The sequence below is a fragment of the Sulfitobacter sp. TMED3 genome (assembly GCF_002167505.1).
Lineage (GTDB): Bacteria > Pseudomonadota > Alphaproteobacteria > Rhodobacterales > Rhodobacteraceae > Sulfitobacter > Sulfitobacter pontiacus.
On sequence record NZ_NHBI01000060.1, the window covers coordinates 1 to 12,624 of the forward strand.

Annotated in this window: 11 protein-coding genes and 2 pseudogenes; 1 reads left to right on the forward strand and 12 read right to left on the reverse strand. The window is 61.4% G+C overall.

Annotation, left to right across the window (positions count from 1 at the left end):
* Positions 1 to 176: 176 nt before the first annotated feature.
* The 8 genes and pseudogenes from CBB63_RS14180 to CBB63_RS14210 all read right to left on the reverse strand — a co-directional run.
* Positions 177 to 407: pseudogene (locus tag CBB63_RS14180) on the reverse strand (ATP-binding cassette domain-containing protein); the annotation flags it as partial.
* Between the two features lie 65 nt (positions 408 to 472).
* A complete protein-coding gene (locus tag CBB63_RS14185) occupies positions 473 to 997 on the reverse strand; it encodes an SRPBCC family protein (protein WP_064215833.1) in 525 nt (174 codons plus the stop codon).
* A gap of 139 nt (positions 998 to 1,136) precedes the next feature.
* Positions 1,137 to 2,099 carry an NADPH:quinone oxidoreductase family protein gene (locus tag CBB63_RS14190; protein ID WP_286699611.1) on the reverse strand — a complete coding sequence of 321 codons (963 nt, stop codon included), beginning with the start codon at positions 2,097 to 2,099 and terminating at the stop codon, positions 1,137 to 1,139.
* 20 nt (positions 2,100 to 2,119) lie between these two features.
* Positions 2,120 to 2,329, reverse strand: coding sequence for a DUF2474 family protein (locus tag CBB63_RS16370; protein ID WP_353744275.1), 210 nt, complete (start codon positions 2,327 to 2,329; stop codon positions 2,120 to 2,122).
* Entirely contained in the window at positions 2,329 to 3,336 is a 1,008-nt protein-coding gene (gene cydB / locus CBB63_RS14195; protein WP_286699612.1) for a cytochrome d ubiquinol oxidase subunit II, read from the reverse strand. Before cydB ends, CBB63_RS16370 begins: the two co-directional genes overlap by 1 nt.
* Before the next feature lie 10 nt (positions 3,337 to 3,346).
* Positions 3,347 to 4,762: a cytochrome ubiquinol oxidase subunit I gene (locus CBB63_RS14200; RefSeq protein ID WP_037965991.1), complete on the reverse strand. Its 1,416-nt coding sequence runs from the start codon at positions 4,760 to 4,762 to the stop codon at positions 3,347 to 3,349.
* A gap of 111 nt (positions 4,763 to 4,873) precedes the next feature.
* Positions 4,874 to 6,217: a sensor histidine kinase gene (locus tag CBB63_RS14205; RefSeq protein ID WP_286699613.1), complete on the reverse strand. Its 1,344-nt coding sequence runs from the start codon at positions 6,215 to 6,217 to the stop codon at positions 4,874 to 4,876.
* Positions 6,214 to 6,885: a winged helix-turn-helix domain-containing protein gene (locus tag CBB63_RS14210; RefSeq protein ID WP_286699614.1), complete on the reverse strand. Its 672-nt coding sequence runs from the start codon at positions 6,883 to 6,885 to the stop codon at positions 6,214 to 6,216. The genes CBB63_RS14205 and CBB63_RS14210 overlap by 4 nt, the downstream gene beginning before the upstream one ends.
* Before the next feature lie 157 nt (positions 6,886 to 7,042).
* On the opposite strand from CBB63_RS14210, the gene CBB63_RS14215 reads away from it, so the two are divergent.
* On the forward strand, positions 7,043 to 8,161 hold the full coding sequence (locus CBB63_RS14215) for a Do family serine endopeptidase (protein ID WP_286699615.1): 1,119 nt from the start codon (positions 7,043 to 7,045) through the stop codon (positions 8,159 to 8,161).
* Between the two features lie 152 nt (positions 8,162 to 8,313).
* On the opposite strand, the gene CBB63_RS14220 is transcribed toward CBB63_RS14215, so the two are convergent.
* The 4 genes and pseudogenes from CBB63_RS14220 to CBB63_RS14235 form a co-directional block, all read right to left on the reverse strand.
* Positions 8,314 to 9,459, reverse strand: a complete 1,146-nt coding sequence (locus tag CBB63_RS14220) for an iron-containing alcohol dehydrogenase (protein ID WP_286699616.1) — start codon at positions 9,457 to 9,459, stop codon at positions 8,314 to 8,316.
* A 5-nt stretch (positions 9,460 to 9,464) separates the two neighbouring features.
* On the reverse strand, positions 9,465 to 10,841 hold the full coding sequence (locus tag CBB63_RS14225; RefSeq protein WP_286699617.1) for an aldehyde dehydrogenase family protein: 1,377 nt from the start codon (positions 10,839 to 10,841) through the stop codon (positions 9,465 to 9,467).
* Positions 10,842 to 10,844: 3 nt separating this feature from the next.
* Positions 10,845 to 12,206 (reverse strand): glutamine synthetase family protein, encoded by a 1,362-nt coding sequence (locus CBB63_RS14230; protein ID WP_005849725.1) that lies wholly within the window; start codon positions 12,204 to 12,206, stop codon positions 10,845 to 10,847.
* Positions 12,207 to 12,279: 73 nt separating this feature from the next.
* Positions 12,280 to 12,624: pseudogene (locus CBB63_RS14235) on the reverse strand (C4-dicarboxylate ABC transporter); the annotation flags it as partial.

The following is a 12,624-nucleotide window of genomic DNA, read 5'->3' on the forward strand; positions in this document are numbered from 1 at the left end:
AGCACTCGTGCGAGCCACGGTGTTTTGACAGTGAGACATGCACAGGCCTAAGGGCTATGTCGGCGCAGCACGCCACGCTTTTGTGTGCCCAAATCTCGCCGACTGCTCACTCTACACAGCTATCTCAGGATTTACTCAGGATATGGCCGCCTCAGCTCGTCGTCAATTTGCCACCACCGCGGCCCGCGGTAGTCGTCTACCGTGTCGAAACCGCCCACAGTGACGCTACCGCCCGTGCCGGTCGTGATCCCGCAAATGGTTGAAATAAGTGTTGTTTTCCCTGCGCCATTGGGCCCAAGCAGGGCAAGGATTTCGCCCTCTCGGATGTTCAGCGACACGCCTTTCAGCGCCTCGAACCCATCTGCATAGGCCTTGCGCAGGTCGGTGATCTTTACGATGTCAGGCATGGGCGTCTCCGGTGTTGTTGGCCGGAAACTAGACTGATTATTCCAAAGTGAACAGGCCCTACCCGTCAGCTTTTGCTGCGGCCGAACCAGCCCTTTTTCTCGGCTGGTGCATCCGCTGCCTCTGCCGCTTCCGCCGGCGCATCCTCGGCTGGGCCCTCAAGCGTTTCTTGCAGGTTGTTAAAGAACTGGTCCGCCATCTTTTTGGCAAACCCGTCGATGATCCGGCTGCCAAGCTGTGCAAGCTTGCCGCCGACCTTGGCCTCGACGTCATAGGAAAGCTCGGTCCCGCCATCGACAGCAGCCAGCGTCACGTCCGCCTCACCCTTGGCAAAGCCCGCAGCACCGCCTTTGCCTTCGCCGCTGATCTTGATCGACTGGTCGGGCACCATATCGGTCATGGTGACCTGCCCCTTGAACGTGGCTTTGACGGGGCCGACCTTCTGCACCACGGTCGCCTCGAACCCTTCTTCCGGCGATCCGGTCACCTCGGTCGCGCCGGGGACGCATTTGATCAGCATGTCAGGGTCCAGCAGCGCGGCATATACCTCTGCCGGGCTGGCTGCGATCTGGCGGGTCTCTGACATTTTCATGGGGGCTCTCCGTTGATGGCTTTGCGACAACCTAGCGCACATCAATTGGCAACGCCAAGGTCAAACGCGCGGGTCCAGCTTTTGCGATAGGGCCGCTAAAGACCTCAACAGTCGCCACATCGCCAATAAAACGCAGACCCTAGCTGACCCGTACGATGACCTTGCCCGTCGCCTTGCGCGTGCGCAGCAAATCCAGCGCTTCGTTCGCTTGATCCAGCGGCAGCACGTGACTCACATGGGGTTTCAGCTTGCCCGCGCTATACCAGTCGATCAGCACCTTGAAGCTGTCTGTCAGCACCTGCGGTTTGAAGTTCTTGTACCCGCCCCAGAAAAAACCCAGCACGTCGATGTTCTTGACCAGCAGTATATTGGCAGGGATCTGCGGCACCTCGCCCGAGGCAAACCCAAGCGGCAGGATGCGGGCCTCGGGGTTGCAGGCCCGCAGCGCCGCCTTGAACTGGTCGCCGCCGATCGGGTCATAGACCACATCTGCCCCGCCCAAGGATTTCACCACCTCGCGGATGTCATCGGTTTCCGAATCGATCAGATGGTCGGCCCCGGCAGCGCGGTAAATCTCCAGCTTGGCCGCACCACGGGCGCAGGCGATGACCTCTGCCCCCATGAGCTTGCCCAGCTCTACTGCTGTCAGCCCGACCCCGCCTGATGCCCCCAGCACCAGCAGACGTTCCCCCGGTTGCAGCCGCGCCTTATAGTCCAACGCCACATGGCTGGTGCCATAGGCCACAAGAAACGCCGCAGCATCCTCGGCCGGCATATCGTCGGGGATCGGCACGCAGACATTGGCGGGAATGGCGGCATATTCGGCCAGCCCCAGCAGACCGCTATAGGCTGCGATACGTTGACCAACGGCCAGATCGGTCACGCCCTCCCCCACGGCGGCGACGCTGCCCGAAAGCTCCATCCCCAGCGTGAAGGGCAGATCCGGCTTTTGCTGATAGGTCCCCTTGATCATCAGCAGGTCACCAAAGTTCAACCCGCAGGCATCGACCTTGATCAACACTTCGCCAGCGGCGGGGACGGGCATTTCCAGCTCTTGCTCGGACAGGGGCTGGTCATAGGCGGTGACTTGCATGGCGCGCATCGGGGGATCCTTTTGCTATTTCACGCAAAAGGGCCAGAGCATTGGCGGCTTTGCAACCCCCTTGCCCCGGCCCTTGTTAAATTACCCAACGGCAGATGCCTGGCCCCGCCATNCCCCCCTNAGGGCATGATCATCAATCGGATCNCATAGGCCACCAGCCCAAGCGCTGCGACGCTCAGCACCCAGATCAGGACAAACCACCCGGTGCGTGTCATCCAGTTGCGTCGCATCAGTGGTAACCCTCTTCGGGGTCGATCTTCCCGCGGAACACCCAGTAGGTATAGATCGTGTAAGACAGGATCATCGGCAGCAGGACCAANGTGCCGACCAAGGCGAACTTGAGNCTGCTNTCNGGTGCCGCGGCCTCGACGATGGTCAGGGANGAAGGCACGATATAGGGGTAGAAGCTGATCCCGATCCCGATAAANCCCAGCACGAACAGCGCCAGCGCGCAGAGGAACGGCGTCACGTCCCAATGGCGTTGCAGCCCGTGGAACAGCCCATAGACGGCTGCGGCCACCAAGGCAGGCACCAGAAAGCTGAAGATCGCGGTCGGAAAGGCGAACCAGCGGCCAAAGAAAGCGTCATTCAGGAAGGGCGTCCAAAGGCTGACGAGCCCCATGAACACCAGTGTCGCGATGGCAAAGGGCCAGGCCAGCCGCCGCATATGCGCCTGAATACGGCCCTCGAGCTTCATGTTCAGCCAGGTCGCGCCCAGCATCGCATAGCCGACGGTCACCGCGAAACCGGTCAGGACAGAGAAGGGCGTCAGCCAGTCCCACCAGCCGCCGGCATAGGCGCGGTTCTCGATCTCGATCCCCTGCACCAGCGCGCCAAGCGCGATCCCCTGACACATGGAGGCCACCAGCGAGCCCCCGAAGAACGAGATGTCCCACAGATGTTTGCCCCGCACCGTGCGCCAGCGGTATTCGAAAGCGACGCCGCGAAAGACCAACCCCAGCAGCATCAGGATGATCGGCATATAAAGCGCTGGCATCACCGTGGCATAGGCCAGCGGGAAGACGGCGAACAAACCGCCGCCGCCCAGAACCAGCCAAGTTTCATTGCCGTCCCAGATAGGCGCGACAGAGTTCATCATCACATCGCGTTCGCCCTCGTCCTTGGACAGCGGGAACAACAGCCCGACCCCAAGGTCGAACCCGTCGAGGATGACATAGATCAGCACCGCAAGTGCGATGATGCCGGCCCAGATAAACGAAAGCTCTAATCCAAACATCTGCTGTCTCCTACTCTGACGCTGCTATGTCTTGGGTCTTGTCCTGCGCCACCGGAGTCGTCCCCGCCGCCCGCACCGGCCCGTCGGTGATCTCTCCTTGCGCGCCCACATGGGGGCGTTTGCGCATCAGTCCGAGGATATAGAACACCCCCGCCCCGAAGACGAAGAAATAGACCACGATGAACGAAATCAACGATGCACCAACCGCAGGCGCGCTGACCGGCGCAAGGCTGTCACTGGTGCGCAGCAGCCCGTAGACGGTAAAGGGCTGACGCCCGACTTCGGTCGTGATCCACCCGGCCAACACCGCAACAAAGCCCATCGGACCCATGACAATCGCCGCCCGATGCAACCAGCGCGAGCTGTGCAGCGTCCCGCGCCAGCGCGCGATCCCGCCCCAAAGGCCAAAGCCCAGCATGGCAAAACCAAGACCCACCATCACACGGAACGAGAAAAAGACGATGGCAACCGGCGGCTCGTCCTCGTCAGGGATCGTGTCCAGCCCGGCCAGCGGCGCGTTCAGGTCATGCTTGAGGATCAGCGACGACAGTTTCGGCACCTCGATAGCGTAATCGACCCGTTTTTCTGCCTGATTGGGAATACCGAACAGGATCAGCGGCGCGCCGTCGGGGTGGCTGTCGAAATGCCCCTCCATCGCCATGACCTTGGCGGGCTGATGCTCTAGCGTGTTGATGCCGTGGAAATCCCCTGCCGCGATCTGCAAGGGGGTGACCAGCAGCAGCATCCACATCGCCATAGAGAACATGCGCCGCGACGCAGGCCCCTGATTGTCCTTCAGCAAATGCCACGCACCCACAGCGCCCACAACCAGCGCCGTCGTCAGATAAGCCGCCAGCACCATATGCAGCAAACGGTAGGGGAACGACGGGTTGAAGACGATCTTCCACCAATCCAGTGGAATGAACTGCCCCACATCGTTAAAGCCATAGCCCGCAGGGGTCTGCATCCAGCTGTTCACCGACAGGATCCAAGTGGCCGAAAGCAACGTGCCAAAGGCAACCATCGCCGTTGCGAACATATGCAGCCCTGGCCCGACCCGTTTCAGACCAAACAGCATGATGCCTAGAAAACCGGCCTCTAGGAAGAAGGCCGACAGCACCTCATAGGCCATCAGCGGCCCGACCACCGGCCCCGCCTTGTCAGAGAAGACCGACCAGTTGGTGCCGAATTGATAGGACATCACAATGCCCGACACGACGCCCATGCCAAAGGCCACGGCAAAGATCTTTTTCCAGTAGTCGAAGAGCACCCGATAGGTTTCGTCCTTGGTCCATAGCCAAAGCGCATTCACCACCGCCAGAAAGCTGGCCAACCCGATCGAGAACGCCGGAAAGATAATGTGAAACGAAACGGTAAAGGCGAATTGGACCCGTGCCAGAACCTCGGCGGAAAACCCATCAAGCATGTCGTACCTCGTAGTGAATGGCCAAAAACAACGGGTTTCGGCCCTTACACCCTAGATAGCGCTGCACCCCCCATAAGTCACATGCTCAAATCGCCGCAGAAGACGGGCGTGCTATAGGGTGATGCGCACAAGAAGCCCCGGCGCGTTGTCCAGCAGCGCGATCTGCCCGCCGTGCAGTTTTACCACCCCCTCCACAAGGCTGAGCCCCAGACCGTTGCCCGGCGTGTGGCGGCTGGCATCCAATCGGTACAAGCGGCGCAGCACTTTGTCGCGCGCGTCTTCGGGGATGCCGGGGCCATTGTCGGCGACCTCGATCACAGGCCGCCCCTGCGCACGGGAAAGCGTCAGGGTGATCTCGCTCCCCTCGGGCGTGTGACGCATGGCATTTTCCAGCAGGTTCGACATCACCTGCCCCAACAGGTTCTTATCGCCCGAGACGGTGATTTGCGCGTCGGGCACGACACTGTGCAACCGCTGCTGCTTGGCTGCGGCGGCGGGCTCGTACACTTCGGTGAGGGTCTCGCAAAGCTGGTTCAGATCGACAGAGGCGAAATGCGTCTTGGGCGACCCTGCCTCGACCGAAGCGATCTGTAGCAGCGATTGAAAGACCGAAGCGATCCCCGCGACTTCCTCCTGCGCTTTGGCCAGCAAGATGCCTTCGTCCGTGTCTTCGGGCAGGCTGCGCGCCAGATCGTCCAGATGCACCGCGACGCGCTGGATCGGCGTCTTAAGGTCATGGGCAATGTCCGACGATACCTGCCGCAGCATCTGGGTCTGCGCCTCTTGTGCGCCTGCCATCTGGTTCACTTTGCTGCCGATACGTTGCAGATCATCGGCCCACCCCGGCGACACGGTCACCCGCGCGGCAAGATCGCCGGTCGTCAGGTCATCCAGCGTGCGTCCGATAACATCCACATGCCGCTTGCTGCGCCGCGCCAGATAAAGCCCGCCCGACAGGGCGACCAGCACCGTGGGCAGCAGGCTGATCAGCAGGATATTCAGGAACACCGTGCGCAGCCCTTCGATCTGTGCACGGCTACGGGCGACGGTCAACTGCCCGCCATATAGCGGCGTTGTCAGCGACAGGTAGACTCCGTCATATTCGGCCCGTCCCTCGGCCAGCGACACGATATGATAGCCTTCGTCATCCCGCGCGATGGCCCCGTTGCCATAGATACGCCCCGACGGGGTGATATAGCTGAGCACAACGCGGCTGGGATCGGCGTCGCGCGATTCAGCGTCCACCAGCAGGGCCACGGCGCGGGCATTGGGGGCCGCGCGAAAGCCCGCGATATCCTGCTCAAGATCCGCACGGATCGCGGTTTCAAATGAATTCTGCGTCACCGCATAGCTGGCCGCCAACCCCATCAGACTGACGGTCGAGAACAGCAAGACCAGCAGCAGCGCCAACCGCACCGGCATGGACCGCCATAGCTGCGCCAGCCGCGCGGTCATCCGTCGATCCGGTAGCCGGCACCGCGCACGGTCTGGATCAGCTCGCGGTCAAAGGGTTTGTCCACCTTGGCCCGCAAACGGCTGATGTGGGTTTCGACAACGTTGGTCATCGGGTCAAAGCTGATGTCCCAGACCGCTTCAAGCAACATGGTCCGGGTCTGCACCCTGCCCTTGCGACGCAGCAGATGTTCAAGCAGCGCGAATTCACGGGGCAGCAGGTCGATCTCCTGTCCGGCGCGGGTCACCTTGCGGGTGATCAGTTGCATTTCAAGATCGCCTGCACGCAGCACGGTTTCCTGCTCCATCGCTTGNGGNCGNCGNGCNAGNGCGGTGACNCGCGCCGAAAGCTCGCCAAAGGCGAAGGGTTTGACAAGATAGTCGTCGCCGCCTGCGTTCAACCCGCTGATACGGTCATCGACGCTGCCCATGGCGGTCAGAAACAGCACCGGCGTCAGGTTNCCCGCGCCACGCAAGGTCTTGACCATCGTCAGCCCGTCGATCTCTGGCAACATCCGGTCGACGATCAGCACGTCGTAAGCCCCCGAGGTCGCCTGTATCAGCCCCTCGCGCCCTTCAGCGACAAGATCAACGGTATGCCCTTCTTCGCGCAACCCCCGCGCNATATAGGTTCCGGTGGTNGCATCATCTTCGACGACAAGCAGTTTCATATACAATGGTCCATTGCGGCTTTGATCCTTCGATACCTGATATAGGGCGNGCTGCCACCTGCGAGAGACCAGTTTACACATTTGTATAGCCCGCAAAAACCCGCTGTTAGAATGGGCTGCCATTTGGGTGTCATCCCTAAAGACGAAGGAAACACGCATGACATCTCTTTTCTCCTCCCCCCGCCGCGCAGCACCCTTTGTGCTCGCAGCGGCCCTTGCCTCTACCNCGGCCNTGACGCTTGCCCCGACGGCGGCTCTGGCGGTGCCCGCCGGCGGCTATGCCGATCTGGTCGAACAAATCTCACCCGCTGTTGTCTTCATCGAGGTGACCGGCACGGCAGAGCAGGCCAGCGCGCAGGTGCAACTGCCCGAAGGCATGCCAGAGGAACTGCGCAAACGTTTTGAGCANCTGATGCCGCAAGGACCGGCTGGCGCACAGCCGATGCACGGGCTTGGNTCGGGCTTTATCGTGTCCAAGGACGGANNGATCGTGACGAACAACCACGTTGTCGCCGGTGCNGACACGGTCAAGGTCAAGCTGGCCGATGGCCGCAGCTTTGACGCCAAGGTGGTCGGCAGCGATGTGCTGACAGATATTGCCGTGCTCAAGGTCGAAGCGGATGTGGACCTTCCNGCGGTGAAATTCGGGTCTTCCGATNNCATGCGCGTCGGCGACGAGGTGGTCGCCATGGGCAACCCCTTTGGTCTGGGNGGCACGGTCACNACCGGCATCATCTCGGCNAAGTCGCGCAATATCAACGCNGGCCCCTATGATGACTTTATCCAGACCGATGCGGCGATCAACCGTGGCAACTCNGGCGGGCCGCTGTTCAATAACGCGGGCGANGTGATTGGCGTGAACACCGCGATCCTGTCGCCTGATGGCGGCTCTGTCGGNATCGGCTTTTCCGTACCATCCGATCTGGTGCAGGACATCGTGGCCGANCTGTCNGACGACGGGGAAATCACCCGCGGCTGGCTTGGCGTTCAAATCCGNCCGATGACGGCAGAGGTCGCGCANGTGCTGGGGCTGGACGCGCCGAAAGGGGCGGTGATCGAAGCCATCGGCGATGACAGCCCGGCCAAGAAAGCGGGTCTTGAGAAAGGTGATATCATCCTGTCGTTCNACGACACAGAGATCAAGGAACTGCGCGACCTGACCCGCGCTGTGGCCGAAACCGATCCGGAAGCCAAAGCCGAGGTCATGGTCCTGCACAAGGGCAAAGAGGTCACGCGGACGGTCACCATCGGCACATTGGCCGATCAAAAAGCGTAAGCGTCTTCCAGCGGGCTTACCTCGTTCCCTGCTGGATTTGCCCGACCGCGTTCCCCAACGCGGCGGGCCCCACCGCCCGTCCCCCCGGTGCGGCAGACCACCTCCGACGTAGACCGTCGGGGGTGGTTTTCTTTTGGGCCTTCTACGGAGGTTTAGATTGTCGCCTCGAACAGCTTGCGCAGGTTTTCGGTGGTCAAGGTCACAGGGTTGCCACCGCAAGACGGGTCTTCAAGCGCCATCGCGACCAGATCGTCGATCCGGTCTGCGCTCACGCCCATTTCCGACAGTTTGCGCGGGATACCGAAGCTGTCGTTGAACTCCTGCACGAAGGCACGGAAGCCGTCATAGCCGCCGTCGATCCCCAGATACCCTGCCGCGCGGTCAAAGCGNTCGCGGATTTCAGGCTCGTTCAGGTCCAGCACCGCGGGCATGCAGACCGCATTGGTGGTGCCGTGGTGCGTNTTGAACACCGCGCCGATCGGGTGGCTCATGGCGTGNATCGCGCCCAGACCCTTCTGGAACGCCGTCGCCCCCATCGCCGCCGCCGACATNAGCTGCGCGCGCGCTTCNATGTCGTTGCCGTCTGCATAGGCGCGCGGCAGATAGTCGATGACCAGCCGCATGCCCTCCAGCGCGATACCNTGCGACATGGGGTGGTAATGCGGGCTGCTGAACGCCTCGACGCAATGGGCAAAGGCATCAAGGCCGGTGCCTGCGGTGATATGCTTGGGCATCCCCACCGTCAGCTCGGGGTCGCAGATCACGATGCTGGGCAGCACTTTGGGGTGGAAAATGATCTTTTTCACATGGGTTTCAGAGTTGGTCAGCACCGACGCGCGCCCCACTTCGGACCCGGTGCCCGCCGTGGTCGGCACGGCGATGATCGGCGCGATGGCATCGGCATCGGCGCGGGTCCACCAATCGCCCACATCCTCGTAATCCCACACAGGCCGCGACTGTCCCGCCATGAAGGCAACCATTTTGCCCAGATCCAACCCCGAGCCGCCGCCAAAGGCGATCACGCCATCATGCCCGCCCTCGCGGTAGACCTTCAGCCCCGCCTCGAGGTTCAGCTCGGTCGGGTTCGCGTCCACTTCCGAGAACATCGCACGGCCAAAGCCTGCGCCGTCCAGCAGGTCCAGCGTGCGGGTCGTGATCTCCATCGAGGCAAGGCCCTTGTCCGTCACCAGCAAGGGGTTTTTCATCCCCGTGGCCACGCAGGCCTCTCCGATTTCAGAAATACGGCCCGCGCCAAAGCGGATGGCGGTGGGGTAGGACCAGTTGTTTTGCAGTGCCATAAGGATCAAGCCTTTTTCAGGTGGTAAGATTTGGGGCGCGTCAGCGCCTGATAGCCAAGCTCGGACAGGCCCGCGCCCTGCCCTGTGTCCTTGCAGCCGGTCCAGCACAGGGCCGGATCAAGGTAATCGCAGCGGTTCATGAACACGGTGCCGGTTTCCAGCTGCGCGCCGATGGCATCGGCGGCATCCGCATCCTTGGTAAAGATCGCGGCGGTCAGGCCGAATTGGCAATCATTCATCAGCGCAATCGCTTCCGCGTCGTCCTTGACGGGCATGATGCCCACGACNGGGCCAAAGCTTTCGTCGCGCATCACNNGCATGTCGTGGGTGACGTTGGTCAGGATCTGCGGCGTGAGATACGCNCCGCCGTCATCCGCCTCAAAGGTATCGATCAGCGCGGTCGCACCGGCGGCGACGGCCTCGGAAATCTGGGCGCGGACCTCGGCGGCGAAACGGACGTTCGCCATGGGGCCGATATCGGTATCCGCCTCAAGCGGGTTGCCAAGCTTGAGCGCATTGACCCAAGCCACAGCCTTTTCGACAAAGGCATCATACAGGCTTTCGTGCACATAAATCCGTTCGATCCCGCAGCAGCACTGCCCCGCGTTGAACATCGCCCCATCCATCAGCCCGTCAACGGCGGCATCCACATCCGCGTCGGCGCGCACATAGCCGGGGTCTTTGCCCCCCAGTTCCGTCGCGACGGGGGTGAAGGTGCCTGCGGCGGCNACCTCCATCGCCTTGCCGCCCCCGACCGAGCCGGTGAAGTTCACGAAACCGAACTGCCGTTCAGCGATCAGCGCCGAGGTGGTGTCGTGATCAAGAAAGACGTTCTGGAAGACATCGTCGGGGATGCCTGCGGCGTGGAAAGCTTCGGCCAGACGTTCACCCACTTGCAGGGTTTGGGTGGCGTGTTTCAGCACCACGGTATTCCCCGCGATCAGCGCTGGCGCGACCGTGTTGATCGCCGTCATATAGGGGTAGTTCCACGGGGCCACGACCAGCACAACGCCGCGCGCCTCGCGGGTGATCTTGCGGGTGGCCTTGTCGCTGTCTTCGACAATCGTCGGGGCCAGCGCCTTTTCGGCGATGTCGGCCATATAGTTGCCGCGCTCGGCAAAGCCGCCAAACTCGCCGCCATAACGCACGGGACGGCCCATCTGATGCGCCAGTTCCTGCGCCATACGATCGGTGGTTTTGCCCACCTCGGCAATGGCATCGCGCACCAGTTGGACACGTTCGGACAAGGGGCGCGCGGCCCATGCGCCTTGTGCTGCCTTGGCGCGGGCGCAGACATCGCGTGCCGCATCCAGCGACAGGACAGGGCGTTCAAGGTAAACCGATCCGTCAATCGGTGAGATACATTTCAAAGTGTTTGTCATGGTTTATGCTCGCTCAAATCCGCGGTTGATTTCCCAGTCGGTCACGACCTTGTCGTATTCCTCCTGCTCCCATTCGGCTGCGCGGGTGTAGTGGTCAACCACGTCGTCGCCAAGGGCCTCGCGCAGCATGGCAGAGTTGCGCAGCGTTTGGGTTGCGGCACGCAGGGTGCGGGGGATTTCGGTGACGTTGGCGTCTTCGTAGACATCGCCCATCGTCGGCTCTTGCAAAGGCAGCTTTTCCTCGATCCCCTTCAGCCCTGCCGCAAGCAGCACAGCCTGCGCCAGATAGGGGTTCAGGTCAGACCCGCCAATGCGACATTCAACGCGAATCCCCTTGGTGCCATCGCCACACAGCCGGAAGCCCGCGGTGCGGTTATCGACAGACCAGACGGTTTTCGTAGGCGCAAAGGTGCCTTTGGCAAAGCGTTTGTAGCTGTTGATATAGGGCGCGAAGAAATAGGTGATATCAGGGGCATAGGCGATCAGACCGGCCATGAAATGCTGCATCATCTGCGACATGCCCAGCTTGGCGTCCTTGTCATAGAACGCGGGCGTGCCGTCTTTCCACAGCGACATATGCACGTGGCTGGACGACCCCACCTTATCCGCCGACCACTTGGGCAGGAAGGAGGCAGAGAACCCCTGCTGATAGGCGATCTCTTTCACCGCTTGTTTCGAAATCGTGTGATGATCGGCACAGGCCAGCGCATCGGCATAGCGGATGTTAAGCTCTTGCTGGCCGACCTCGGCCTCGCCCTTGGTGCATTCGACCGGAATCCCCGCCCCCACCAGATGGTTGCGCAGCGGTTGGAGGAAGCTTTCCTCTTTCGTGGTCTGGAACAGGCAGTAGTCTTCGTTGTGGCCGTTCAGGGGCACGAGGTTGGCGTATTTCTCTTTCTGCAAGGTGCGGTAGTCGCCCTCGAACAGAAAGAACTCAAGCTCGGTTGCCATCATCGCGTCAAAGCCAAGCGCATCCAGACGGGCGATCTGCTTTTTCAGCATGGCGCGCGGCGAATGGGAGACAGGTTCGTGGGTGTGGTGATCCAGCACATCGCCAAGCACCAGCACGGTTTTGTCCAGCCACGGCACATGGCGCATGGTCGACAGATCNGGNCGCAGCACATAGTCGCCATANCCGGTTTCCCAGCTGGTCGAGGCAAAGCCCTCGGGCGTGGACATCACCAGATCGGTTGCCAGCAGATAGTTGCAGCAATGCGTTTCCGCGTGGGAATGGTCGATGAAATTCGTAACGTGAAAACGCTTGCCCATCAGGCGGCCCTGCATGTCCACCAGTGCCACCAGCACCGTGTCCACCTCGCCTTTGGCGGCCAGGTCCTTGAGCGTGTCGAAAGTAAGGTTGCCCATCTGCAAACGTCCCTTTTGATGTGAGGGGGCGGCACAGATGCGCCGCCCCGATGGTCATGATGTCAAAGCCGGATCAGCCGAAAGTATAGGGTGGGCCCGCTTTCGAGATGACGTTGTTATAGTCGCGGAAAATCTGCACGATCTTGGCGGCGGTTTCGCCTTCTTCCGCCATCTCGTCCCAGAATTTCACTGCCGCTTCCTCGACCACTTTCCATTCATCCTGCGGTACGGATGTCAGCTCCAGCTTCTCGCCCGATGCACGCAGGCGCGCCTCGCCGCCCCAGTACCACTGGTTGCGGTAGGTGTGGCTTGCCTCGATCGCGGAGTTTACGATCTGCTTGAGGTGGTCCGGCAGCTCTGCCCATTTCTCGGCGTTGACGAAGAACGACCCGATCCACGCCCCCGAGATGTTGTTGGT

Excerpts from the sequence above, each read along its gene's own strand:
- CBB63_RS14185 (WP_064215833.1), bottom strand. The coding sequence starts at position 997 with ATGAAAATGTCAGAGACCCGCCAGATCGCAGCCAGCCCGGCAGAGGTA.
- CBB63_RS14200 (WP_037965991.1), bottom strand. The coding sequence starts at position 4,762 with ATGCTTGATGGGTTTTCCGCCGAGGTTCTGGCACGGGTCCAATTCGCC.
- CBB63_RS14190 (WP_286699611.1), bottom strand. The coding sequence starts at position 2,099 with ATGCGCGCCATGCAAGTCACCGCCTATGACCAGCCCCTGTCCGAGCAA.
- CBB63_RS14205 (WP_286699613.1), bottom strand. The coding sequence starts at position 6,217 with ATGACCGCGCGGCTGGCGCAGCTATGGCGGTCCATGCCGGTGCGGTTG.